At 72.4% G+C, this 23,753-nt stretch carries 21 protein-coding genes; 15 read left to right on the plus strand and 6 right to left on the minus strand.

Annotated features, from left to right (window positions below; all coding sequences use genetic code 11):
* Positions 1–8: 8 nt before the first annotated feature.
* Positions 9–242, minus strand: a complete 234-nt coding sequence (locus tag I4Q55_RS17545; protein WP_206789024.1) for a hypothetical protein — start codon at positions 240–242, stop codon at positions 9–11.
* Between the two features lie 190 nt (positions 243–432).
* A complete protein-coding gene (locus tag I4Q55_RS17550) occupies positions 433–2,061 on the minus strand; it encodes a ricin-type beta-trefoil lectin domain protein (protein WP_206789025.1) in 1,629 nt (542 codons plus the stop codon).
* A 306-nt stretch (positions 2,062–2,367) separates the two neighbouring features.
* Here I4Q55_RS17550 and I4Q55_RS17555 point away from each other — a divergent pair, with 306 nt between their 5' ends.
* Positions 2,368–5,241, plus strand: a complete 2,874-nt coding sequence (locus I4Q55_RS17555; protein ID WP_206789026.1) for a glycoside hydrolase family 9 protein — start codon at positions 2,368–2,370, stop codon at positions 5,239–5,241.
* 131 nt (positions 5,242–5,372) lie between these two features.
* Here I4Q55_RS17555 and I4Q55_RS17560 read toward each other — a convergent pair whose 3' ends face one another.
* Both I4Q55_RS17560 and I4Q55_RS17565 read right to left on the minus strand, forming a co-directional pair.
* Entirely contained in the window at positions 5,373–6,389 is a 1,017-nt protein-coding gene (locus I4Q55_RS17560) for a glycoside hydrolase family 5 protein (RefSeq protein WP_307793238.1), read from the minus strand.
* Between the two features lie 329 nt (positions 6,390–6,718).
* The gene (locus tag I4Q55_RS17565; RefSeq protein WP_206789029.1) at positions 6,719–7,651 is read right to left on the minus strand and encodes a LysR family transcriptional regulator; all 933 of its coding nucleotides are present in this window, start codon (positions 7,649–7,651) and stop codon (positions 6,719–6,721) included.
* Between the two features lie 82 nt (positions 7,652–7,733).
* On the opposite strand from I4Q55_RS17565, the gene I4Q55_RS17570 reads away from it, so the two are divergent.
* The 4 genes from I4Q55_RS17570 to I4Q55_RS17585 are packed head-to-tail and all read left to right on the plus strand — an operon-like array spanning position 7,734 to position 12,073.
* Positions 7,734–9,017, plus strand: a complete 1,284-nt coding sequence (locus I4Q55_RS17570; protein WP_206789031.1) for a CitMHS family transporter — start codon at positions 7,734–7,736, stop codon at positions 9,015–9,017.
* Between the two features lie 12 nt (positions 9,018–9,029).
* Positions 9,030–10,313 (plus strand): acyclic terpene utilization AtuA family protein, encoded by a 1,284-nt coding sequence (locus I4Q55_RS17575; protein ID WP_206789033.1) that lies wholly within the window; start codon positions 9,030–9,032, stop codon positions 10,311–10,313.
* On the plus strand, positions 10,300–10,596 hold the full coding sequence (locus I4Q55_RS17580) for a hypothetical protein (protein WP_206789035.1): 297 nt from the start codon (positions 10,300–10,302) through the stop codon (positions 10,594–10,596). The genes I4Q55_RS17575 and I4Q55_RS17580 overlap by 14 nt, the downstream gene beginning before the upstream one ends.
* Before the next feature lies 1 nt (position 10,597).
* Positions 10,598–12,073, plus strand: a complete 1,476-nt coding sequence (locus I4Q55_RS17585; protein WP_206789037.1) for a CocE/NonD family hydrolase — start codon at positions 10,598–10,600, stop codon at positions 12,071–12,073.
* Here the strand turns inward: I4Q55_RS17585 and I4Q55_RS17590 are convergent.
* Positions 12,060–12,950 carry a LysR family transcriptional regulator gene (locus tag I4Q55_RS17590; protein WP_206789040.1) on the minus strand — a complete coding sequence of 297 codons (891 nt, stop codon included), beginning with the start codon at positions 12,948–12,950 and terminating at the stop codon, positions 12,060–12,062. The two genes, I4Q55_RS17585 and I4Q55_RS17590, sit on opposite strands and share 14 nt — an antisense overlap.
* A gap of 92 nt (positions 12,951–13,042) precedes the next feature.
* On the opposite strand from I4Q55_RS17590, the gene I4Q55_RS17595 reads away from it, so the two are divergent.
* The 7 genes from I4Q55_RS17595 to I4Q55_RS17625 all read left to right on the plus strand — a co-directional run bounded on the left by I4Q55_RS17595 (position 13,043) and on the right by I4Q55_RS17625 (position 19,031).
* A complete protein-coding gene (locus tag I4Q55_RS17595; RefSeq protein ID WP_206789041.1) occupies positions 13,043–14,224 on the plus strand; it encodes a serine hydrolase in 1,182 nt (393 codons plus the stop codon).
* A 186-nt stretch (positions 14,225–14,410) separates the two neighbouring features.
* Positions 14,411–14,761: a UBP-type zinc finger domain-containing protein gene (locus tag I4Q55_RS17600; RefSeq protein ID WP_206789042.1), complete on the plus strand. Its 351-nt coding sequence runs from the start codon at positions 14,411–14,413 to the stop codon at positions 14,759–14,761.
* Positions 14,762–15,048: 287 nt separating this feature from the next.
* On the plus strand, positions 15,049–15,981 hold the full coding sequence (locus I4Q55_RS17605; RefSeq protein WP_206789043.1) for an ABC transporter ATP-binding protein: 933 nt from the start codon (positions 15,049–15,051) through the stop codon (positions 15,979–15,981).
* Positions 15,978–16,790, plus strand: coding sequence for an ABC transporter permease (locus tag I4Q55_RS17610; RefSeq protein ID WP_206789044.1), 813 nt, complete (start codon positions 15,978–15,980; stop codon positions 16,788–16,790). Before I4Q55_RS17605 ends, I4Q55_RS17610 begins: the two co-directional genes overlap by 4 nt.
* Positions 16,791–16,811: 21 nt before the next feature.
* The gene (locus I4Q55_RS17615; protein ID WP_206789045.1) at positions 16,812–18,077 is read left to right on the plus strand and encodes a sensor histidine kinase; all 1,266 of its coding nucleotides are present in this window, start codon (positions 16,812–16,814) and stop codon (positions 18,075–18,077) included.
* Positions 18,074–18,760 carry a response regulator transcription factor gene (locus I4Q55_RS17620; RefSeq protein WP_206789046.1) on the plus strand — a complete coding sequence of 229 codons (687 nt, stop codon included), beginning with the start codon at positions 18,074–18,076 and terminating at the stop codon, positions 18,758–18,760. The genes I4Q55_RS17615 and I4Q55_RS17620 overlap by 4 nt, the downstream gene beginning before the upstream one ends.
* Positions 18,750–19,031 carry a DUF2695 domain-containing protein gene (locus tag I4Q55_RS17625; RefSeq protein WP_206789048.1) on the plus strand — a complete coding sequence of 94 codons (282 nt, stop codon included), beginning with the start codon at positions 18,750–18,752 and terminating at the stop codon, positions 19,029–19,031. The genes I4Q55_RS17620 and I4Q55_RS17625 overlap by 11 nt, the downstream gene beginning before the upstream one ends.
* Positions 19,032–19,041: 10 nt before the next feature.
* Here the strand turns inward: I4Q55_RS17625 and I4Q55_RS17630 are convergent, their stop codons facing one another.
* Positions 19,042–19,806 carry a DUF1206 domain-containing protein gene (locus tag I4Q55_RS17630; protein WP_206789049.1) on the minus strand — a complete coding sequence of 255 codons (765 nt, stop codon included), beginning with the start codon at positions 19,804–19,806 and terminating at the stop codon, positions 19,042–19,044.
* A gap of 143 nt (positions 19,807–19,949) precedes the next feature.
* On the opposite strand from I4Q55_RS17630, the gene I4Q55_RS17635 reads away from it, so the two are divergent.
* Genes I4Q55_RS17635 through I4Q55_RS17645 form a run of 3 tightly spaced genes read left to right on the plus strand, consistent with a single transcriptional unit; the run spans position 19,950 to position 23,738 of the window.
* Complete coding sequence (locus I4Q55_RS17635; RefSeq protein WP_206789050.1) at positions 19,950–20,567, plus strand: (2Fe-2S)-binding protein; 618 nt, start codon at positions 19,950–19,952, stop codon at positions 20,565–20,567.
* A gap of 1 nt (position 20,568) precedes the next feature.
* A complete protein-coding gene (locus I4Q55_RS17640) occupies positions 20,569–21,549 on the plus strand; it encodes a xanthine dehydrogenase family protein subunit M (protein WP_206789051.1) in 981 nt (326 codons plus the stop codon).
* Positions 21,546–23,738: a xanthine dehydrogenase family protein molybdopterin-binding subunit gene (locus I4Q55_RS17645; RefSeq protein WP_206789052.1), complete on the plus strand. Its 2,193-nt coding sequence runs from the start codon at positions 21,546–21,548 to the stop codon at positions 23,736–23,738. Before I4Q55_RS17640 ends, I4Q55_RS17645 begins: the two co-directional genes overlap by 4 nt.
* Positions 23,739–23,753 lie beyond the last annotated feature (15 nt).

The following is a 23,753-nucleotide window of genomic DNA, read 5'->3' on the forward strand; positions in this document are numbered from 1 at the left end:
CGCCGTACTCACCGGCGGCCGAGCAGTCTCCCGACGACCCCGCGGCGGCGTCTCGGCTCCGGGACGGGCGTGGTGCCCACCCGCAGCACGATGTCCAGCACGGCTGCCTGCTGTGCACCGGCGGCGCGGGCGAAGCCGGGCGACGCGGTGACGGCGCGGCGAAGGTCGTCGGGGTCGGCGGTGCCGGTGTCGAACCCGGCGACCCGGGTGACGTCGATGGGGCCTCGGCACGGTGTTTCCACGGGAAGGTTCTCCTGCTGTCGGACGGTCCGTATCCCGTTATCGCTCCGTTACCCCGCCGGCGTTACCGTCCCCGTGTCCCTCGGTCAGGTGAGGCCAGTGCGCCCCAATGTGGCCTTCGGTGCGTTCAACGCACCCAATGTGGCCTTCGGTGCGTCAGACGCAACCAAGGCCACATTGGGGCGCTTGCTGTCAGACGCGGCTCCACCTCTGGTTCGCCTGGCCGTTGCAGGTCCACAGGATCGCCCGGGTGCCGTTGGCCGTCGCGGCGCCTTCGACGTCGAGGCACAGTCCTGATTGGACATTGCGGACCGTGCCGTCCGTGCCGAGCGTCCACTTCTGGTTGCTCTGCCCGGTGCACGACCGGCTGTAGACGCGGGCGCCGCTGGTGGTGCCGTCGAGGCACTTGTCGCCGAAGACGCGGATCTCGCCGTTCTCCCAGCTGGTCCAGAGCTGGTTGGCCGAGGTCTGGCAGTCCCAGATCAGGACACCCGCCCCGGAGGCTGTGGAGGCGTTGTCGACGTCGAGGCAGCGGCCCGAACCGGCGTCGCGCAGCCGGGACGTCGTCGCGGCCTGCGGGGTGCCGCCGGACACCCGGAACGCGGCGACGCCGTGAGCGGGCACGCTCGCGCTGATCGCGCCGCCGGACGCCGACGTGCCGCCGGTCCACAGGTCGGTCAGGGTGAACGACGTCCCGTTGAGCCCGATCTGCGCCGCGGTCGTGCTGATGGTCGTCGTGCCGCTGCCGCGGTTGAGCAGCCCGACGGCGACGGACCCGTCGGACAGCGGCTTGGCGAAGACCTCGACGTTGCCGTCGTCGCGGACCCGGCGGCCACCGGCGCCGAGGCTGTCCTGGTTGACCGCCAGCAGCCGCGGGTTGCGCAGGACCGCGCTGATGTCCGCGGACATCGTGCGGATGTCGTTGCCCGCCATGAGCGGCGCCGCCATCAGCGCCCAGAGGGCGAAGTGCGCGCGGGACTCGGTCAGCGACAGGCCGGGGCGGCCGACGACGAGCATGTCCGGGTCGTTCCAGTGCCCGGGACCGGCCTGCGCGGCCAGCGGGGCGGTGACGTCGAGGACGTTGCCGACACCCATGGGGTAGCTGTTCGTGTTGCCGTTCTGCCAGATGTCGAGCAGGTCTTCGGTGGTGCGCCACAGGTCCGCGACCTGCCCCCAGTTGTACTTGTCGCCGGTGATGGCGTGGTAGCTGTTGGGGTTGATGCTGTAGACGATGGGCCGCCCGGTGGCCCGCAGCGCGTCGCGCATCAGGGCGAAGCGGCTGACCTGCTCGTCGCGGGTGCCGGCGGGGGAGCACCAGTCGTACTTGAGGTAGTCGACGCCCCACGAGGCGAACGTGCGGGCGTCCTGGACCTCGTGGCCCTGGCTGCCGGTGGAACCGGGGTAGGTGCCGGTGCGCTGGGCGCACGTGCGGTCGGTCGGCACCTGGTAGATGCCGAACTTCAGGCCGCGGGCGTGGATGTAGTCGCCGAGGGCCTTCATGCCGCCGGGGAACTTCGTGGCGTTGGCGCGCAGATTGCCCTGGGCGTCGCGCTGCGGGTCGAACCAGCAGTCGTCGACGACGACGTACTGGTAGCCCGCGTCGCGCATGCCGGAGGAGACCATCGCGTCGGCCGCTTGGCGGATGGTGCTTTCGCTGACGTTGCAGCCGAAGCTGTTCCAGCTGTTCCAGCCCAGCGGCGGGGTCACCGCCGGGCTGCCGGGCGCGGCGACGGCGGCCGGCGGCACCGCGGCGGACAGCGCCAGCGCGGCGGCCGCCGCGGTGAACAAGTGCAGGATCCGTGAACGGGTTCGAGCGGGCATCGTCGCCCCTTTCCGGACGGGCGGACCGAGAGTTAGCGTTAACAGTTTCGCGGGCACCGGACGCTGTGAAACTTTCCGAAAATTTCGACGGCACCGACCCGGTGGCCCACGTATGTATAGACGAAGGCAGGTACCGCGTCCAGCCTCCTTTCGCGATCATTGCCAAAGGCACGCGCGCATGATTACAGTCCCTTGTCTGGGAGCGCTCCCACTGCTGTGTCATCCGGGGCTCCGCCCCGGGCCGGGGGCTCTGCCACCCGGAACCCCCGAAAACTTCCGCCGGGCTCGACGACGAGGAGATGGCGAATGCGGGCAAGGAAATTCCGGGCTGCTTTGGTGTTACTGGCGGTGACGGCGCTCGGGCTGACGGCGGGTTCCGTTCCCGCGTCCGCCGCCGAGTACGAGCGGTTGCTCAACGGCACGTTCGCCGGCGGCACCCTCGACCCCTGGTGGGCCGGCGCCGGGACCACCGGCCGCGTCACCGGCGGGGAGTTCTGCACCGACGTCACCGGCGGCACGGCCAACGGCTACGACGCCCTGGCCGGCCAGAACGGCGTCCCCTTCGAGGCGGGGCAGCAGTACACGCTGACGTTCGACGCGCACGCGACGACCACCCAGCAGATCTCCGCCGTCGCGGGCGAGGCCGTCTCGCCCTACCGGCAGATCTCCCGCACGGACCTGACGGTCACGCCGGCGACGCAGCACTTCACCGTCACCTTCACGTCCACTTTGGACTTCCCGCCCGCCGGCAACGGCCAGCTGGCCTTCTGGTTCGGCGGCCAGGCGGCGGACAACACCGTCTGCCTGGACAACATCTCGCTGATCGGCGGGGTGATCCCGCCCGGCGGCCTGCCGCCGACGAGCGGCATCCGGGTGAACCAGGAAAGTTACACACCCGGCCTGCCCAAGCACGCCACCCTGATCAGCAGCTCCGCGACGCCGGCGACGTGGACGTTGCGCAACTCCGCCGGCACCGCGGTGGCCACCGGCCAGACCCGGCCGCGCGGCGCGGACGCCCCCTCCGGCGAAAACGTCCACGACATCGACTTTTCCGCCTACGACACCGCGGGCACCGGGTACACCCTCGCCGTCGGCTCGGAGACGAGCTTCCCGTTCGACATCTCCGCGGACGGGCTGAAGAAGCTGCGCTACGACGCGCTGGCGTTCTTCTACCACCAGCGCAGCGGCGTCGCGATCGACGCCCAGTACGTCGGGGCGAACTACGCGCGGCCGGCGGGACACGTCAACGTCGCGCCCAACCAGGGTGACAACAACGTCCCCTGCCGGTCGGACCTGAACTGCGGCTACACCCTCGACGTCCGCGGCGGCTGGTACGACGCGGGCGACCACGGCAAGTACGTCGTCAACGGCGGCATCGCGACCTGGCAGCTGCTCGACGAGTACGAGCGCGCGCTGAAGCTGGGCGACGCGAGCGCGCTGGGCGACGGGAAGCTCGCCATCCCGGAGCGGGGCAACGGCGTCCCCGACATCCTCGACGAGGCCCGCTGGGAGGTCGACTTCCTGCTCTCCATGCAGGTGCCCGACGGCAAGCCGAAGGCGGGCATGGTGCACCACAAGATCCACGACGCGGAGTGGACCGCCCTGCCGACCCGGCCCGAGCTGGACAGCCAGCCGCGCCGGCTCTCCCCGCCGAGCACGGCGGCCACGCTGAACATGGCCGCGGTCGCCGCGCAGGCGTCCCGGCTGTGGAAGACGATCGACCCGGCTTACTCGGCGAAGCTGCTCGCGGCGGCCGAGAAGGCCTACGCGGCGGCGAAGGCCAACCCGAACGTGCTCGCCGACCCGAACGACGGCACCGGCGGCGGCGCCTACGGCGACAACACCGTGACCGACGAGTTCTACTGGGCGGCCGCGGAGCTGTTCGCGACGACGGCGAAGAGCGCCTACCGCGCCGACGTCACCGGATCGTCGCTCTACCGCGGCGTCAGCTTCAACACCCACGGCTTCGACTGGGGCTCGACGGGCGCGCTCGGCGACATCACCCTCGCGCTGGTGCCCACCGACCTGCCCGCGGCGGACGTCGCGGCCATCAAGACGGCGATCACCACGACGGCCGACAGCCACCTCGCCCAGATGGCGGGCATGGGCTACCCCGCGCCCTACCGCTCGGCCGACGGCACCTACGAGTGGGGATCGAACGGCCTGGTGGCCAACAACGGTGTCGTGCTGGCCCTGGCCTACGACTTCACCAAGCAGGACAAGTACCGCGATGGCGCGTTCGGGGCCATGGACTACCTGCTGGGCCGCAACCCGGCGAACTACTCCTACGTCGCCGGCCACGGTGACCGGGCCGTGCAGAACGTGCACCACCGGTTCTGGGCGCACCAGCTGGACCCGGCGCTGCCGACCGCGCCGCCCGGGTCGCTGTCCGGCGGGCCCAACAGCGGCCTGCAGGACCCGACGGCGGCCCGGCTGCTCGCCGGCTGCGCGCCCCAGCGCTGCTTCGTCGACGACATTCAGGCGTACTCGGTGAACGAGGTCGCCGTCAACTGGAACTCGGCGCTGGCCTGGCTGGCGAACTGGGTGGCGGAGAAGTCGCCGTCCGGGGTGGACACGACCGCCCCGGCCGCGGCCGGCAAGCCCGCCGTGTCCGCGGTGTCCGCCACCGGCGCGACGGTGACCTGGACGGCGTCCTCGGACGCGGAGAGCGGGATCAAGAACTACGACGTCGTGAGCGTGACAGGCTCGACCCGCAAGGTCCTCGCCACGGTCACCGGGACGTCCGCGACCTTGACCGGGCTGACGCCGTCGACGGCGTACACCCTGGTCGTGGTGGCCCGCAACGGCGCGGGCCTGACCGGCCCGGATTCGGCGTCGACGCAGTTCACGACGTCGCCGGACTCCTCAGGCGGCTGCTCGGTGACCTACACGTCGTACAACTGGTCCGGCGGCTTCACGGCGTACCTCACGCTGACCAACACCGGAACCACGGCGTGGTCGGACTGGGCGCTGAAGTTCGCCTTCGCGGGGAACCAGAAGGTGTCCCAGGGTTGGTCGGCGACGTGGGCGCAGTCCGGTGCCGAAGTCACCGCCAAGGCGCTGTCGTGGAACGCCGCGGTGGCACCGGGCAAGTCGGTCTCGATCGGCTTCAACGGCAGCTACACGGGCAGCAACCCGGCCCCGTCGCCCTTCGCGGTGAACGGGAAGACCTGCGGCTGACGGTCACTCGATCGGCGAACCTCCGGAGAGTCCGCTAGCGTCACATCCGCGGGCAGGTGCGCCTCCTCCCCCCTCGGCGCACCTGCCCGCACTTACGCTCCTGATCCAGGCTGGCCGGCCCGGGGCCGAGGTCAGCCGGCGAGGCCGGCCTTGATGGCGTCGACGATGCCCTGCTGGGTGACCGCGAGGGAGCGCCGGTCGAACAGGGCGAGGCCGTACTGCCCGTTGTGGCCGTTGTCCCAGTAGACGGTGGCGGCGCCGTACTTCTTGGCCGTCGAGACGACGGCTCGCGCGAAGTCGGCCCGGTACCGGTTGCTGGCCGAATCGAACGCGGACTTGTCGACGGACCCGTATTCCCCGACGACGGCCGGGTAGCCCTTCGAGACGAAGACGTCGCGCACCGCTTTCAGCTGGGCGTCGAGGTAGTCTTCCTGTCCCCAGGTCGACTTCTTCGCCGGATTGGTGGCGTTCCGGCCCCACTGCGTGATGTTGCCGTTTTCTTCGCCGGCGAAGTCCCACGGGCTGTAGTAGTGGACGGAAATCATCAGCCGTTTTTCGGCGGCGGGAATGGACGGGGAACGGAACTGGTCGGTCGGCATCACGAATCCGTAGTTCCCGGTGGTGTAGTCGATATTCGTGTTCCAGCCGGGGACGAGCAGCCACCGCGAAGCGTTGTTCCCGCCGGTCCTGCGCACGGTGTCGACGAAGATCTGGTTGTAGGCGTTGATGTTCGAGTAGCACGGCTGGGTCGGGGTGCCGTACTGCCCGTCGAACTCCTCGTTCATCGACTCCAGGATCAGGTGCTGGTCGTAGCCGGCGAACCGGCTCGCGACCTGCTGCCAGACCTTCTGGTACTTGGCCTTGATGGTGGCCTGGTCGCCGGAGTCGCAGATCAGCCAGGAGCCGTTGACGGTCTTGTAGCCGTCGCCGTGCATGTTGATCAGCACGTACAGGCCGCGCTTGTAGGCGTAGTCGACGACCTGCTGGATCCGGTTCAGCCAGGCGGCGTCGACCTGGTAGTTCGGGCCGGCGCCGATGTGGTTGAGGTAGGACACCGGGATCCGGATGGTCTTGAACCCGGACGCCTTGACCTTGTCGACGAGGGCCTGGGTGATGGTCGGCTGACCCCACGCCGTTTCACTCGGCACACCATTGATGCTGGCTTCCAGCTGATTCCCCAGATTCCACCCGGCGCCCATGTCGGCGACGATCTGCGAAGCATTCAGCCGAGGCGCGGCGGCGGCCGGATTGACCCCGGACACGCTCGCGGCGACAGCCAGTGCGGCGGCAAGCAAGACGGACCGGAGCTTCGTTGCTCGGGAAGTCATGACGGTTACCTCTCATGCCCATTGGTGGACATATTCCAACATGGTTGTTACCCGCCGTCAATGCTCCCGCCGGTGGTCCGCTGACCTGCGGAAGATTGCCGATCGAAGCCGTCGAATAATCGAAAGAATCGACGATAATTCGAAGTGGATCACAGCCAGTTCGTCTCCGCCGGAAGCGGGATGCCGTACCGGCTGGCTTGGGTGATCGCTTCCCGGAACGCGGTCGCCGCGGGAGCCAGCGGGCGGTGGGGGACGCGGACCACCGCGATCCGGCGTTCCATCCGCGGGTCGCCCAGCGGCCGGTGCCGTACGCCGGCGAACGTCATCAGCGGCAGGACGAGCCCCGGCACCGCGGACACGCCCAGCCCGGCCGCCACCAGGCCCGCCACCGCGCTGATGTTGCGGGCCTCGACCGCGTTGCGCGGGCGGGTGCTCGCCTCGGCGAACGCGCGGTCGAGGTGCTGGCGGATGCTCGTCGTGCGGTCGAAGGCGATGAACGCCTCCGCGGCCAGTTCGGTCCAGGTGACCTCGGCCGCGGCCTCGAACGGGTGGCCCGGCGGGAACACGCAGCAGAACCGGTCGGCGGCCACCGGCGTGACGTCGAGGTCGTCGACGGGCTCGCCGGAGACGACCGTGACCGCCAGGTCGACCTCGCCCGCCCGTAGCCGCTCGAGCACCTCGGCCGCGAGTGCGTCCTCTATGGACAGCCGGACGCCGGGGTGGTCGCGCTGGTGGACCGACACGATCGACGGCAGCAGGATCGCCGCCAGCGACGGGAGGGTCGCCACCCGGACCCGGCCGCGCTGCCCGTCGAGGAAGCCGGCGAAGTGCCGCAGGTTCGCGTCGAACGCCGCCACCGTGCTCCGGGCGATCGCGACGAACTCGCGGCCCTCCGCGGTCGGTTCGAGTCTTCGGGTGGTGCGTTCGAAGAGCGCCACGCCGAGCCGGCGCTCCACCTCGAGCACCGTCCTCGACAGCGACGACTGGGCCTGCACCAGCACCTCGGCCGCCGCCGTGAAGCTGCCCGCGTCGTGGACGGCGAGCACCACGCGGAGCTGCTGAACGGTCAGGTCCATGCGCATGACGCATGAATGTATCGGATATTGATGCTTGCTGGGCGGGACGCCGGAACGGGATGGTGAGCGCACTCGAAGGAGGTCAAGGATGCTCGCCGCGAGTGGCTTCGTCACGATCGCCCTGTTCCTGGTCGCCGTGCTGTCCCGCCGGGTCTCGGTGCTCATCGCGCTGACCGCGCTGCCGGTGCTCGTCGCGGTGGCCACCGGGCACGGCGGCGCGCTCGGCACCCTGATCGGCGGCGGCCTGGTCAAGGTCGCGCCGGTCGCGATCATGATCACCTTCGCCGTCCTGTACTTCAGCCTGATGATCGACGCCGGGTTGTTCGACCCCGCCGTCGCGCGGGTGCTGCGGTGGGCGAAGGGCGACCCGCTGAAGATCACCGTCGGCACCGCCGTGCTCACCCTGCTCGTCGCGCTCGACGGCGACGGCGCCTCGACGTTCCTGATCACCGTGTCGGCCCTGCTGCCGATCTACGACCGGCTCGGCATGCGGCGGATCGTGCTCGCGGCCGTCGTCTGCCTCGGCGCCGGCGTGATGAACCTGGTCCCGTGGGGCGGCCCGACCGCCCGGGCCATGGCCGCGCTGCACCTCGGTTCGGGGGACATCTTCGTGCCCGCGATCCCCGCCATGGTCGCGGGCATCCTGTGGGTGCTGCTCGCCGCGTTCCTCATCGGACGATCGGAGCGCAGGCGGCTCGGCGTCGTCGAGCTGGACGACGTCGTGCCCGCGCCGGAACCGCGCACCGGCTGGGCCCGCTTCCGGTTCTGGTTCAACGTCGTGCTGACCCTGGCGCTGGTCGGGGTGCTGCTCGCGCAGCTGTTCCCGCTGGAAGTCGTGTTCGTGGTCGCCTTCGTCGTCGCGGTGATCGTCAACCGGCCGAAGTGGGAGCAGCAGCAGGAGCTGTTCGCCAAGCACGGCAGCAACGTCGTGCTGGTGACCACCATGATCTTCGCCGCGGGCGTGTTCACCGGCATCCTCGGCGGCACCGGCATGATCCAGGCGATGGCGCACTGGCTCGTCGGGATCATCCCGGACGGCGCGGGCGGCGCGCTGCCCGTCCTGGTGGCCGTCACGAGCATGCCGCTGTCGCTCGTGTTCACCCCGGACGCCTACTACTTCGGGGTGCTGCCGGTGCTCGCGGAGACGTCCGCCGCGCTCGGCGGCAGCCCGGCGGAGATCGGGACCGCGGCCATCCTCGGCCAGATGACCACCGGCTTCCCGCTGAGCCCGCTGACCGCGTCCACCTTCATCCTCGTCGGCATGTGCGGCGTCGAGCTCGGCGCGCACCAGCGGTTCGTCTTCAAGTGGGCGTTCGGCACGACGCTGGTGATGACCGTCGTGGCGCTGCTGACCGGCGCCATTTCGTTCTAGGGAGAAACTCGGGTGCGTACCACCAGGATCGGCAGCGGCGCGGGGTTCTCCGGTGACCGGATCGAACCGGCGGAAGACCTGCTCCGCCGGGGGAACCTGGCCGACCTCGTCCTGGAGTGCCTCGGTGAGCGGACGGTCGCCCTCGCCCAGCAGCGCAAGCTGGCCGACCCGGCGCAGGGCTACGAGCGCCGCCTGCCCGCCCGGTTTTCCCGGCTGCTGCCCCTGGCCCGGCGCGCCGGCGTGCGGATCGTGACGAACATGGGTGCCGCCCACCCGCTCGCCGCGGGCCGGATCACCCGGGACCTGCTGGACGCGGCCGGCCTCGGTGGCCGGGTCGCCGTCGTCACCGGCGACGACGTGCTCGACGTCCTCGACCTCGACGCCCCGGCGTGGGAAACCGGGAAACCGCTGCGGGAGCTCGGCGAGATCGTGTCGGCCAACGCCTACCTCGGCGCGGACGCGCTGCTCCCGGCGCTGGCCGCCGACGTGGTGATCACCGGGCGGGTCGCCGACCCGTCGCTGTTCGTCGCCCCGCTCGCGGACCGCTTGGGCTGGGACCTCGGCGACCCGGCCGCGACCGCCGCGGGCACCCTCGCCGGGCACCTCCTGGAGTGCGCGGGCCAGCTCACCGGCGGCTACTTCGCCGACCCCGGCCACCAGGACGTCCCGGACCTGGCCGCGCTCGGGTTCCCGTTCGCCGACGTCGGCTCGGACGGCGTCGCGCGGCTCGGGAAGCTGCCCGGCACCGGCGGGCTGCTGTCCCGCGCGACCGTGCGCGAGCAGCTGCTCTACGAGATCACCGACCCGGCCGCCTACCTGACGCCCGACATCACCCTCGACGTGCGGGACGTCTCGATCGCCGAGACCGGCCCCGACGAGGTGCGCGTGTCAGGGGCCCGCGGCAAGCCCCGGCCGGAGCGGCTGAAGGTGAGCGTCGGCTACCGCGCCGGGTCCAAAGTGGAGGCCGAGATTTCCTATGTCGGCCCCAATGCCGCTCGCCGCGGTGCCCTGGCCGCCGAGGTCGTCACCACCCGGCTGGCCGGCGTGCCGGTGCGGGCCGAGGTGCTCGGCGGCGAGACCGGCTGCCGGCTGCGGGTGGCGGCGATCGGCCACGACCGCGACCTGCTCGACCGCGTCGGCGACGAAGTGGAGTCCTTGTACACCAACGGTCCCGCCGGTGGCGGCGGCGTGCGCGTGCACGTCACCGAGGTGATCGGGATCGCCTCGACGCTCATCCCGCGCGAAGCCGTCCGGCCCGACGTCACCTTCCTGGAGGCTCCCGATGCTGCTGCATGACCTGGCGCACTGCCGCGCGGGGGACAAGGGCGACATCGCGACGCTGTCGGTGTTCCCGCGCGCCGACGAGGACTACCCGCTGCTGGTCCGCGTGCTCACCGCGGCGCGGGTGCGCGCCCACCTCGACGGCCACGTGACCGGCGAGGTCGTCCGCCACGAGCTGCCCGGCCTGTGCGCGCTGCACTTCGTCTGCCACCGGGCCGGCGGCGGCGTCACGACGTCCCTGGACCTGGACACCCACGGCAAGTCGCTCAGCTCGCGCCTGCTCTCCCTGGAGGTCTGACATGAAGTCCTTCGCCTTGGCGTTGGCCCAGGTCGCCGCGCTGGCCACCCCGGCCGCCGCCGAGCCACTCGCCGACCGGTTCTTCGCCTACGACCGCCCCGCGACCTACGGCGTCCACGTCGAACGCACGCGGGTGCCGCTGCGCGACGGCAGTCACCTCGCCTGCGACCTGCACCGCCCGGCCGACGCCGCCGGCCGCCCGGCACCGGGCCGGTTCCCGGCGATCGTTTACGACTTCAACGCCTACGACCAGCTCGAAGCTTTCGGTGCCGCCGCGCGCTCTTATGTGACCCGCGGTTACGTCGCCGCGGTCTGCAACGTCCGCGGGTCCGGCGCGTCACCGGGCCGGCTCGACCCGTTCAGCGCCCAGGAACAGCGCGACAACTACGACCTCGTCGAGTGGTTGGGCACCCGGCCGTGGACGAACGGCTGCGTCGGCCAGGTGGGCGTCAGCTACGGCGGGCACACGGCCCTGCTGGCCGCGGTGAACAAGCCGCCGCACCTGGCCGCGATCATCCCCGTCGACGGGATCAGCGACTGGTACGAGAACACGATCTACCGCGGCGGCATCTATTCCGCCCGCATCCGCGACTGGCAGCGCGCCACCGCGCCGGACACGCTGGTCACCTACCCGCAGCACCCGCTCTACGACGACTTCTGGCGCGAGCGCAGCGTCAAGGACCGCTGGGCCGACCTCGACGTGCCGACGCTCGAGATCGCCGGCTGGTACGACCGCTACCGCGACGGCATGGTCGCGAACTACCAGGCGCGCAAGCGGAACGTGTGGCTGGTCGCGGGTCCGTGGCAGCACGGCATGCCGGCCGGTCAGTACGCCGACATCGGCACCGGCGGGTTCCTCGCGTGGTTCGACCGCTGGCTCGGCGGGCGGCCCGCCCCGCTGCCCGCGAAGAAGATCACGTCGTTCGAGCTGCCGTCCGGCGGCTGGCGCCAGTACGACGACTGGCCGGCGGCCGCGGCCCACCCACGCCGGTTCGCCCTCGCCGGCGACGGCACCCTCGCGGCGGGGCCGGGCACGCCGTTCGCCGGCTCGTTCGAGGTCAACACCGAGCCCGGACCCGGCCGCCCGGACCAGCGGCTCGCGTTCACGACCGGCCCGCTGCGCCACGACCTCGTCCTCGCGGGCGGGATCGAGGCGAGGATCCGCGCCGCGTTCACGGCGACCGACGGCAACCTCGCGGTGATCGTGTCGGACGTCGCGCCGGACGGCACGGCCACACGCATCACGCAGGGCTGGCTGAAGGCGAGCCACCGCCACGGCCACGAACGGCGGGCGGCCGTCGTGCCGGGCGTGGCCTACGACCTGCCAATCCACGTCTGGCCGACCCACTACCGGCTCGGCGCGGGACATCGGCTCCAGGTCACGGTGAGCAGCGACGACTACCCGGAGATCGACTCCGACGCCCCCGCCGGACGCGTCACCGTCACACGGGGGAGCGTCGAGTTCACAACCGGCTGACGCCGAGGTCGCGGACCACGGCGACGAGGGCGTCGACCATCGCGCTCTCGGTGTCGCTGCGCCACACCAGTCCCCAGCGCAGGCCCGGCCAGTCGTGGATCGGCACGTACACGATGTCGGGCCGGGCGTGGTAGCGCGCCACGTGACCGCCGAGGTTGTGGAAGCCTTCGCCGTTGCCGACGTGGGTGAAGATGTCGTCGAGGCTCGCGATGTCGGGCGGGTGGCGGTCGATCGGCCGGCCGCTCTGGGTCTGGAACGGCGTGAACGCGTCGGCCCAGTAGTCGGGGCCGGGCGGGCCCTGCAGGATGCCGCGGTCCCCGAACACCTCCAGCGACACCGACTTCTCGCCGGCCAGCGCGTGGTCCGGCGCCAGGAGCAGCACACTGTGTTCGGTGTAGACGGTCGGGCCGGTCGTCAGATCGGGCTCCTCCACCGGCAGCCAGGCGACGAGCACGTCGATGTCGCCGTTGCGGATCGGGGCGAACGCGTTGACGAAGGGGTTGTGGCGGATGTGCAGGCCCCACTGCGGGTGCCGGGCGCGGAAGGCCTCCCAGTACGGCCGCAGGTCGTGGGCGTTGGCCGGCAGCATGCCGACCCGCAGCACGCCGGTCTTGCCCTCGGCGGCCAGCCGGGCGCGTGCCATGCCCTCCCGCAGGGAGCGGAAGGCGGGCAACAGGTCGGCGCGCAGCTGCACGCCGACCGGCGTCAGCCGCACCGACCGGCTGGTGCGCTCGAACAGCGGGGCGCCGACGCCGCGTTCCTGCTTCTTGATCGCCTGGCTCACCCGGGCCTGTGACACGTGCAGCCGGGCCGCGGTGCGGCCGAAGTGCAGTTCTTCGGCGAGTGTCAGGAATATCTCGATGTCCCGCAGTTCCAACCCGTGTCCCCAGGATCGATAAGTGCCGTGTTATGCCCAAGATGCCAGAATCGCCGTTGTTCCCGAGCCGGTTCGCGGCGAAGCTCGGAGGCATGTCACAGACAGTGAGTTTTTCGGGCCGGCTCCGCGACACGCTGAGCCGGCACGTCGAGGTCGGCACGGTGCCCGGGCTGGTCGCGCTGGTGAGCCGCGGCGACGAGGTGCGGGTCGAGGCGCTGGGGACGTTGCACGAAGGTGGCACCACGCCGATGGGCCGGGACACGATCTTCCGGATGGCGTCGCTGACCAAGCCGGTCACGGCGGCCGCGGTGATGATCCTGGTGGAGGAGTGCCGGCTGCGGCTCGACGACCCGGTCGAGACGTGGCTGCCCGAGCTGGGCGGACGGCAGGTGCTGGCCCGGATCGACGGGCCGCTGGACGACACGGTCCCGGCGGCCCGGTCGATCACCGTGCGCGACCTGCTGACGCTGACCTTCGGCTTCGGCGTGGTGTTCGCGCCGCACCCGATCCTGGAGGCGGCGCTCGCGCTGGGTGTCGTCGGCGACGGCACCGCGAACTGGCCGACGATGGGCCAGGACGAGTGGCTGCGCCGGCTGGGCACGCTCCCGCTGATGTACCAGCCGGGGGAGCGCTGGCAGTACCACGTCGGCTCGGACGTGCTGGGCGTGCTCGTGTCGCGGGTGGCGGCCCGGCCGTTCGGCGAGTTCCTGGCGGAGCGCCTGTTCGGCCCGCTCGGCATGGTGGACACGGGTTTCCACGTGCCCCCGGGCAAGATCCACCGGCTCCCGGCGAGCTACGCCCACGACCCGACGACGGGTGAGCTGACGGTGTGGGACGAGGCGGCGGGCGGCAAGTACAGCCGCCCACCGGCGTTCGAAGCGGGCGGCGACGGGCTGGTGTCCACAGTGGACGACTACCACGCGTTCCTGCGCATGCTGGCGTCCGGCGGCGGGGGCGTGCTGTCCCGCGCGACGGTGGCGTTGATGACGATGGACCACCTGACGCCGGGGCAGAAGGAGGAGAAGGACAGGTACGGAGACCACTTCGGCCGGCACGGCGGGTACGGCTTCGGGATGGCGGTCCGGACGCACCGGCGCGACCTGGCGTCACCGGGCCAGTTCGGCTGGGACGGCGGGCTCGGCACGACCGCGTACGCCGACCCGGCGGAGGACATGGTGGGGATCCTGCTGACCCAGACGGCCATGGATTCCCCGGACACACCCCGCCTGCACCAGGACTTCTGGACGGCGGCTTATCAGTCCCTGGACGCCTGAGCGGGCCCGGCTCGGGCGGGTGGGCGCGCTCGGCCCCGCCCGCCCGGACGCCGGTCGACTCGCTGGGTACGCGCGCCGGCCGCTCGGACTGCCCGCGTGGGCGAGCCGTCCAACCGGCCGGGCAGGTCGCCGCCCTCCCGCATAAGGTGGGCTGGTCGATCATCCGGGCGAGCGGAGGAGTTTCCCATGGAAGGCATCAACCCCGCGGTGCCGCCCAGTGGCACCGGTTGCGCCGACTGCGAGGCCGCCGATCCACAGGGCTGGTGGTTCCACCTGCGCCGGTGCGCCGAATGTGGCCGCATCGGGTGCTGTGACTCCTCGCCCGGCCAGCACGCCAGCCGCCACGCCGCCGCCGCGGGGCACCGGATCGCGCGCAGCTTCGAGCCCGATGAGGAATGGTTCTGGGACTACGGCGAAGAAGTGCTGTACGAATCCGGCCCCGCCCTCGCCGCTCCCGAACACCGGCCGCTCAGCCAAGCTGCGCCCGGGCCCGCCGGACGGGTGCCCGCCGACTGGACCCAGCGGCTGCACCAATAGCCGCTGACCGCGCCCGGAATCTGTGCCCGCGACCCGGTCGGCCCCGAGGCGATGCGGGCGGCCCATGACTCCGGTGACCACCTCCACCCGAGCGACGCCGGGCACCACGCCATGGCCGCCGCCGTCCCGCTCGACCGGCTGTGACCGTCCACTTCGGAGTAGTACCGCGGTACCACCGCCGGTCCCGGATTCCGACGGCGGTACCACGGATCGCGCCGGTCCCGCTCCTAGCGTGGGGACGAGACGGGCCGGGAGGACGGCCCGCGTGACCACACAGGGGACCGGCGATGATCGAGGCACTGCAGCTCACCAAGCGGTACGGGGAAAAGACGGCGGTCGACCACCTGGACTTCACCGTCCGGCCCGGCACCGTCACCGGCTTCCTGGGCCCGAACGGGGCGGGCAAGTCCACCACGATGCGGATGATCATCGGGCTGGACGCGCCGACCGGTGGCACCGTCCGCGTCAACGGCCGGCACTACGCGCGGCACAGCGCCCCGCTGCAGGAGGTCGGGGCGCTGCTGGAGGCCAGGTCCATCCACCCCGGCCGGTCCGCGTTCGACCACCTGCTGGCGCAGGCCCACACGCACGGGATCCCGCGGCGGCGGGTCGACGAAGTCATCGAGCTGGCCGGGCTGCAGTCCGTGGCCAGGAAGCGGGCCGGCGGGTTCTCCCTCGGCATGGGCCAGCGCCTCGGCATCGCCGCGGCGCTGCTCGGCGACCCGGCGACGGTGCTGCTCGACGAGCCGGTCAACGGCCTGGACCCCGAGGGCGTCCTGTGGATCCGCACCCTGCTCGGCGGGCTCGCCGCGGAGGGGCGCACGGTCTTCGTGTCCTCGCACCTGATGTCGGAGATGGCGCTGGTCGCCGAGCACCTCGTCATCGTCGGCCGCGGCCGGCTGCTCGCCGACACCACCGTGGCCGACCTGGTCCGCGAGGCCGGCGGCAGCACGGTGCAGGTCGCCACCGCCGACCCGGCCCGGCTGCGCGGGGTCCTGGCCGGCCCGGGCGTCGAGATCACCGGGCAGGCCGGTTCCGAGCAGCTGCAGGTGACCGGCCTGTCCGCCCGCGCGATCGGGGCGAAGGCCGCCGCGCACGGCATCGCGCTGTCCGAGCTCACCGCCCGGACCGTCTCCCTGGAGCAGGCCTTCATGGACCTGACCAGGGACGCCGTCGAGTACCACGGCACCGGCGTCGAGAGCATCGGGAGGGCGGCATGAGCACCGTCGCCGACCGGCCGGTCTACCGGGTGACCGGGCCGCGGGTGCTGCGCTCGGAGTGGACGAAGCTGTGGTCGCTGCGCTCGACGTGGATCACCTTCGCGCTCGGCCTGGCGTTCCTGATCGCCTTCGGCCTGATCGCCGCGGCGCAGTACACGCCCCAGGCGAGCGCCGGCCCGGGGCTGCAGAGCGAGCTCGCCGGCGCCACCGCCGTCAGCCTGTCGCTGTTCGGCCTGACCTTCGCGCAGCTGGCGCTCGGTGTCCTCGGGGTGCTGGTCACCGCGGGCGAGTACTCCACCGGCATGATCCGCTCGACGCTGGCCGCCGTCCCGCGCCGCCTGCCGGTGCTGTGGGCGAAGTCGGCGGTGTTCGGCGTGGTGGCCCTGGTCCTCGGCGTGGCCGGGGTGTTCGTCACCTTCGTGATCGCCGGCGGCCTGGTGAGCGGCACGCCCGCGGCGCTGACGCTTTCGGACGCCGGCGTGCTGCGCAGCCTGCTCGGCGCGGGCCTCTACCTCGGCCTGGTCGGGGTGATCGGGGCGGCGCTCGGCGCCCTGCTGCGCTCGGTCGCGGGCGGCATCTCGGTGCTGGTCGCGGTCCTGATGCTGATCCCCGGCCTGATGTCGCTGCTGCCGGCGAGCTGGCAGGACCGGATCGGCCCGTACCTGCCGAGCAACGCCGGCCAGTCGATGTACGCGCTGACCCACGACAGCGCGTCCCTGTCGCCCACGGCCGGGCTGCTGGTGTTCCTGGGCTGGACCGCGCTGGTACTGGCCGGAGCCGCCTGGCGGCTGCGGCGGACGGACGCCTGAGGTTTCGTCCACCATGGACAGGTGACCGAGGTGAGCGGCGACGACACCGGCGCCCTGGCCGGGCAGCCACTGGTCGCACGGGCGGTCCGGCTCGGGCGGCGGCTGCGCCGGGTGGACCGCGCCCACCCGTGGCTGCTCGACGCGGCCGTGGTCGCGGTGGTCGGCCTGCTGTTCGGCGTGCCGGAGTTCGCGCACTACGACGACGGCCGTGACCCGCTGCCGATCACTTTTGCGCAGCTGCCGGTCGCCGGCACGCTGGCCCTTCAGGCGGGCCTGGTGCTGCCCCTGCTGTGGCGGCGCCGGGCCCCGTCGGCGGCGTTCGGCGTGATCGCGGCGGTGTTCGTGCTGCAGTGGTCGCTGGGGGTGTTCCTGCGGGCCGACGTGGCCCTGCTCGTGGCGCTCTACAGCGTCACGCTGCACGGCCGCGTCCGGCACCTGCCCTGGGTCGGCCTGGTCACGGCCGGGCTGCTGGTCCCGGTCGCGGTGCGCGTCTCGGCGGTGGTGTCCGTGTGGGGCGCGCTGTTCTTCCTGATCAGCACCGGGATCGCGGCCGTCGCGCTGGGGTTCGCGGTGCGGGTCCGGCGAGCCCAGCTCGCCGGCCTGCGCGAGCGCGCCGCCCGCCTGGAGGTCGAACGCGACCAGCGCAGCAGGCTGGCCACCGCGACCGAACGCACGCGGGTGGCCCGGGAGATGCACGACATCATCGGCCACAACCTGTCGGTCATCATCAGCCTGGCCGACGGCGGCGCGTACGCGGCCGAGGCGTCGCCGGAGCGGAGCCGGGAGGCACTGCGGCTCGTCGGGGAGTCCGGTCGTCAGGCTCTCGGCGAGCTCCGGCGCATGCTGGGTGTCCTGCGCGAGCAGGCCGGCACCCCGGAGCTGCACCCGCAGCCCGGCATCGCGGACATCGCGGCGCTGTGCGCCCGGCTGCGCGCGGCCGGGCCGGAGGTCGTCCACCGCTCGGGCGGGGAGCTGGAGTCCGTGGACCGCGGGGTGCAGCTGATGGCGTACCGGATCGTCCAGGAAGCGCTCACCAACACCCTCAAGCACGCCGGCCCCGGCACCCGCGTCCACGTCACGGTCGCCGTCGAAGGGCCGGGGTTGCGGATTTCCGTCGAGGACAGCGGATCGCCGGGCGGCGGTCGCGGTGCGCCGGGGGAGGGGCACGGGCTGACCGGGATGCGGGAGCGCGCGGCCCTTTACGGTGGCATGCTCTCCGCGGGGCCGGCACCCGGCGGCGGGTGGGCCGTGCGGGCCGTCATCCCGCTCCCGGGAGGCTCGGAGTGATCAGCGTGCTCATCGTCGACGACCAGGCGCTGCAGCGCTTCGGCTTCCGGATGCTGCTGGACGCGACACCCGACACCGAGGTGGTCGGCGAAGCGGCACACGGCGGGGAGGCCGTGCGCCGGACGGCCGAGCTGCGGCCCGACGTCGTCCTGATGGACATCCGGATGCCCGGGATGGACGGCATCGAAGCCACCCGCCGCATCGTCGCCGGCGGCGGGCGCTCGCGAGTCCTGGTGCTGACGACGTTCGACCTCGACGAGTACGCGCACGCGGCGCTGCGGGCGGGCGCGAGCGGGTTTCTCCTGAAGGACGCGCACCCGGAGGAGCTGCTGGCGGGCATCCGCGCGGTCGCCCGGGGCGACGCGGTCGTCGCCCCGGCCCTCACCCGGCGGCTCCTCGACGCCTACGCCCACCACCTGCCGGCCGCGTCCGGCGGCGCTCCGGACGACCCGCGCTGGGCGGCGCTGACCGAGCGCGAGCGGGAGATCCTGGTCGCCATCGGCCAGGGCCGGACCAACGGCGAGATAGCGTCGCGGCTGGTCCTGTCGGAGTCGACGGTCAAGACCCACGTGGGCCGGGTCCTGGCGAAGATCGGCGCCCGCGACCGCATCCAGGCGGTCATCATCGCCTACGACCTCGGCCTGACCCGTGCCAACGACCCCGGAGGTTCCCGTGCTGAGTGACGAAGAGCGCCGAGCGGCGAAGAACGCGTACAAGCAGCGCGCCCGCGACGAGATGTGGGACCGGCTCGGCCTGGACGCCGGACAGCTCGCCGACCTGCTCGACCACCTCGACGAAGACGCCGACGGCTGCGACGGCGAGCTCACCCGGACCCGCGAGTGGGCGCTCGACGCGGGCCTCGGCTGGCCGCCGCTCGAAGAGCGGCTGCGCGAGCTCGGCGGCGGGTGCGACTGCGAGGTGCTCGCGAACCTGGACCCGGCGGCCTGGCTGTGAAACCCGCGCCTCACAGCCGGCGGAACCGGGCCTCCAGCAGGGCGAACACCCCGAACACCGCGATGCCCGCGGCGAGCGCCAGCAGCAGCGCCTGCCCGTAGGGCTGCGCGGCCAGCGTCTTCAACGCCGGGTCCAGGCCGCCGGCCTTCGCGGGGTCGTAGCGGACCGCCGCCAGGACGAGCATCGCGCCCACCGTCGCGTACAGCACCCCCACCGCGCACCAGCCGACCTGGCCGAGCCGGGTGGTCGACAGCCGCAGGGTCCGGGACGCACCGCCGAAGTCGAGGTCGCGGAGGAACTTCTTGCGCGCCCCGCGGTAGGCCAGCCAGGCCGCGATCGCGATGACCAGGACGCCCGCCGCGATCACCGCGACCGCGCCCCACGACCAGCCGAGCACGGTCGCGACCACCGATCCCGCCTTGCCGGACGCACCTGTCGCGGTCTTGCCCGCGCTGTAGGCGACGAGGCCGTAGAGCACCACTTCGACGCCGCTGATCGATCGCCGCACCCAGCGCCGCCGGGGTTCGGCCTGCCGGTGGCCGGTGACGGCCTCGGCGAGCTGCCACAGCGCCAGCACCCCGGTGCCGGCGGCGACCAGCCAGAGCAGCCACGCCCCGCCTTCGGCCGCGACGATCTGCAGCGCGCCCGCCTTGTCGGCCCGCTCGTTGTCGCCGAGCGCCACCTGGACGGCCAGCCATGCGACGATCAGATGCACGGCCGCATAGCAGGTCAGCCCGATCCGGGCAAGCAGGCCGAAAACTCTCAGTTCGGGCATGGGGGTGAGTTTTGCTCACCTCGCCCGCTTTGGCCAGACGCGATCGCAAAGCCGGTGAACAGGGCGCATGGGACGAACCCGCGGTTATGGGAGGTACAAGCTCAACCCCCCTTACGCCGGGCCCGGTGGCTACCGTCGAAGGCATGGACCAGCGAGCCGAGCACGAATCCTTTGTGGACAGAGCGGCCGACGCGGGGCTGTCGCGGCGCACCTTCGTCGTGGCCGGCGCGGTGGCGGCCGCCTCGACGTCGCTGCTGGGCGCCCAGCCCGCCGCGGCCGCCGAGACCGGTATGAGCTCCCGGGTTTCCCTGACCATCAACGGAACGCGGCACACCGTCACGGTCGACAACCGCACGTCGCTGCTGGACCTGCTGCGGGAGCACCTCGGGCTCACCGGCACGAAGAAGGGCTGCGACGCGGGCGCGTGCGGGGCCTGCACCGTGCTGGTGAACGGCCGCCGGGTCAACGGGTGCCTGACGCTCGCGGTGCGGCTGGAGGGCGCCGACGTCACCACGATCGAAGGCCTCGCGCCCGGCGAGGACGACCGCCTGCACCCGCTCCAGCAGGCGTTCATCGACCAGGACGCGTTCCAGTGCGGCTACTGCACCCCGGGGCAGATCATGTCCGGGATCGGCTGCCTCCGCGAAGGCCACACCGGTTCGCGCGAAGAGATCCGCGAATGGATGAGCGGCAACATCTGCCGCTGCGGCTGCTACGTGAAGATCGTCAACGCGATCGAGCAGGCCGGGAAGGGGAGCTGACGTGGAACCCTTCACCTACACCAGGGTCTCCGGCACCCGGGACGCCGTGGCGGCCGGGCAGCGCGGTGGCCGGTACATCGCCGGCGGTACCACCCTGGTCGACCTCATGCGCGAGACCGTCGAACGCCCCACGGCCCTGGTCGACATCACCGGGCTCCCGCTGCGCGACACCACCGTCGCCGCGGACGGCACGCTGCGCATCGGCGCCCTCGTGACCATGGCCGACGCCGCGGCCGACCCGCGGGTCCGCACGGCCTACCCGGTGATCTCGCAGGCACTCGAGCTGAGCGCGTCGGCGCAGCTGCGCAACATGGCCACCCTCGGCGGGAACGTCATGCAGCGCACGCGGTGCGCCTACTTCCGCGATGTCACGGCCGCCTGCAACAAGCGCACCCCGGGAGCCGGCTGCGCGGCGCTGCACGGCGTCAACCGCGCCCACGCCATCCTCGGCACCTCCGAGCACTGCGTGGCCACCCATCCCTCCGACGTGGCCGTGGCGTTCGCGGCGCTCGAAGCAGGAGTCCGGCTCCTCGGCCCGGACGGCGAACGCACCGTGGCGTTCCGGGACTTCCTGCTCCCGCCGGGCACGACCCCGCAGCGGGAACAGGCGATCCACCCCGGCGAGCTGATCACCGCCGTGGAGATCCCGGCGCACCCGCGGCCGCTGCGCTCGGGCTACCTCAAGGTCCGCGACCGCCAGTCCTACGAGTTCGCGCTGACCTCGGCCGCGGTCGCCCTGCATGTCGAGGGCGGGGTCGTCCGCGCGGCCAAGGTCGCGGCCGGCGGCGTGGGCACCGTGCCGTGGAAGCTCACGGCCGTCGAGCAGTACCTGACCGGCAAGCCGCCGTCCCCGCGGCTGTGGCGCGACGCCGCCGCCCGCGCGGCCGGCGGCGCGCGTCCCCTGGAACACAACGGCTTCAAGGTCGAGCTGCTCGAGCGGACCGTGGAACGCCAGCTCCGGATCGTGGGAGGCACCCGATGAGCCTGCAACCCCGGCGGGCGGTCGGCACGCCCGCGTCCCGAGTGGACGGACGGCGGAAGGTGACCGGACGCGCCACCTACGCCGCCGAGCACGTCGTCGACGGCGCGGTCCACGCCGTGGTCGTCGACGCCGGTGTGGGCGCGGGCCGCATCACCGCGATCGACACCCGCGCGGCGCTGGCCCACCCCGGCGTCCTGGCCGTGATCAGCCACCTCAACGCACCCCGGCTCGCCTACCGCGACGTCCCGGCGTCCATCGACCCCGAAGGCACCCGGCTGCGGGTCTTCCAGGACGACCGGGTCCGGTTCTTCGGGCAGCCCGTCGCCGTCGTCGTCGCGTCCACTTTGGAGTCCGCGCAGCACGCGGCGCGGCTGGTGGAGGTCGGCTACGACGCCCGGCCGCCGGTCACCGACCTGGGCTCGGCTCCCGCCGGCGAGCCCGGCACCTACGCGCGCGGCGACGCCGATGCGGCGTTCGACGGCGCCGCGGTCAAGCTGGACCTGACCTACGACCTCGCGCGCAACCACCACAACCCGATGGAACCGCACGCGACCATCGCCCGCTGGGCCGGCGACACGTTGACGATCTGGGACAAGACCCAGTGGATCGGCGGCACCCAGCGCGAGATCGCGGCGGTGTTCGGCATCCCGGACACCGCCGTGCGGGTGATCTCGCCGTTCGTCGGCGGCGGGTTCGGCAGCGGCCTGCGCGGCTGGCCGCACGTCACCATCGCGGCGCTGGCCGCCCGGCAGACGGGACGGCCGGTCAAGCTCGTGCTGAGCAGGCGGCAGCTGTACTTCGGCACCGGCTTCCGGCCCCGCTACCGCTACCGCCTGCGGGTCGGCGCGGACCGGCGCGGCCGGCTGAGCGCGATGATCCACGACATCGACCACGAGACGTCGTCCTACGAGAACTTCGTCGAAGCCGCCATGCTCCCCGGGCAGATGCTCTACAGCATGCCGAACGTCCGGCAGGCCTACCGGACGGTGCCGCTCGACGTGAACACGCCGATCTGGATGCGCGGGCCGGGCTACGCGAGCGCGGCGTTCGCGCTCGAATGCGCGATCGACGAGCTCGCCCAGACGCTGCGGCTGGACCCGATCGAGCTGCGGCAGCGCAACGAACCGGCGAACGACGAGTCCACCGGGCAGCCGTTCTCCACCCGGCGGCTGCGGGAGTGCTACACCGTCGGCGCCCGCGAGTTCGGCTGGCACCACCGCAACCCCGCGCCGGGGACCACCCGCGACGGCGACTGGCTGATCGGCACCGGGATGGCCACCGCCCTCTACGACACCGCCCGCGCCACGGCGCAGGCGTACGCCCGGATCGACGCGAACGGCCGCGCCCTGGTCCAGTCGGCGACCAGCGACATGGGCCCCGGCACGTACACGTCGATGACCCAGGTCGCCGCCGACGCCCTCGGCCTGGCCATGGCCGAGGTGGAGTTCCAGCTCGGTGACTCGCTGATGCCGCCCACGCCGCCGCACGGCGCGTCCATGACGATGGCCAGCGTCGGCTCGGCGGTGCTGGCCGGCTGCGACAAGGTCCGCGAGCAGGCCGTCACGTTGGCCGTCCACGACCCGAGGTCACCGTTGCACGGCGCCGATCCGCGGGACGTGGTCGTCCGCAATGGACGGTTGGCCGTGAAGAACGACCCGCGCCGCGGGGAGACCTACCGGCAGCTGCTGACCCGCAACAACCGGCCCCACCTGGAGGCCCTCGGCGCGTTCACGCCGGCGGAGGAGCACCGGGCGTCGATGTACGCCTACGGCGCGGTGTTCGCCGAAGTCGCCGTCGACGCGCGGCTCGGCCTGGTCCGGGTCCGGCGCATGCTCGGGGTCTACGACGCGGGCCGGATCGTCAGCCCGAAGCTCGCCGACAGCCAGGCGCTCGGCGGCATGGTCGGCGGGATCGGCCAGGCGTTGCTCGAGCACACCGTCACCGACCATCGAGACGGCCGCGTCGTCAACGCCAACCTCGCCGACTACCTCGTGCCGGTCAACGCGGACATCCCCGACCTCCGCGCGATCTACCTGGACGGCGACGACCCGCAGGCCAACCCGATCGGCGTCAAGGGCCTCGGCGAGGTCGTCCTGGTCGGGGTGGCGCCGGCCGTGGCCAACGCGGTGTCCCACGCCACCGGCCGCCGGATCCGGAGCTTCCCGATCACGGCGGAGGCCCTGCTGTGACGGGCGTGGCCGGCC

Source organism: Amycolatopsis sp. MtRt-6 (assembly GCF_017308975.1).
GTDB lineage: Bacteria > Actinomycetota > Actinomycetes > Mycobacteriales > Pseudonocardiaceae > Amycolatopsis.

Bases quoted from the DNA above. Each gene is read 5' to 3' on its own strand.
- I4Q55_RS17585 (WP_206789037.1), top strand. From the start codon at position 10,598: ATGAAGTCCTTCGCCTTGGCGTTGGCCCAGGTCGCCGCGCTGGCCACC.
- I4Q55_RS17635 (WP_206789050.1), top strand. From the start codon at position 19,950: ATGGACCAGCGAGCCGAGCACGAATCCTTTGTGGACAGAGCGGCCGAC.
- I4Q55_RS17605 (WP_206789043.1), top strand. From the start codon at position 15,049: ATGATCGAGGCACTGCAGCTCACCAAGCGGTACGGGGAAAAGACGGCG.
- I4Q55_RS17600 (WP_206789042.1), top strand. From the start codon at position 14,411: ATGGAAGGCATCAACCCCGCGGTGCCGCCCAGTGGCACCGGTTGCGCC.
- I4Q55_RS17630 (WP_206789049.1), bottom strand. From the start codon at position 19,806: ATGCCCGAACTGAGAGTTTTCGGCCTGCTTGCCCGGATCGGGCTGACC.
- I4Q55_RS17610 (WP_206789044.1), top strand. From the start codon at position 15,978: ATGAGCACCGTCGCCGACCGGCCGGTCTACCGGGTGACCGGGCCGCGG.
- I4Q55_RS17550 (WP_206789025.1), bottom strand. From the start codon at position 2,061: ATGCCCGCTCGAACCCGTTCACGGATCCTGCACTTGTTCACCGCGGCG.
- I4Q55_RS17565 (WP_206789029.1), bottom strand. From the start codon at position 7,651: ATGCGCATGGACCTGACCGTTCAGCAGCTCCGCGTGGTGCTCGCCGTC.
- I4Q55_RS17570 (WP_206789031.1), top strand. From the start codon at position 7,734: ATGCTCGCCGCGAGTGGCTTCGTCACGATCGCCCTGTTCCTGGTCGCC.
- I4Q55_RS17580 (WP_206789035.1), top strand. From the start codon at position 10,300: ATGCTGCTGCATGACCTGGCGCACTGCCGCGCGGGGGACAAGGGCGAC.
- I4Q55_RS17555 (WP_206789026.1), top strand. From the start codon at position 2,368: ATGCGGGCAAGGAAATTCCGGGCTGCTTTGGTGTTACTGGCGGTGACG.
- I4Q55_RS17645 (WP_206789052.1), top strand. From the start codon at position 21,546: ATGAGCCTGCAACCCCGGCGGGCGGTCGGCACGCCCGCGTCCCGAGTG.
- I4Q55_RS17595 (WP_206789041.1), top strand. From the start codon at position 13,043: ATGTCACAGACAGTGAGTTTTTCGGGCCGGCTCCGCGACACGCTGAGC.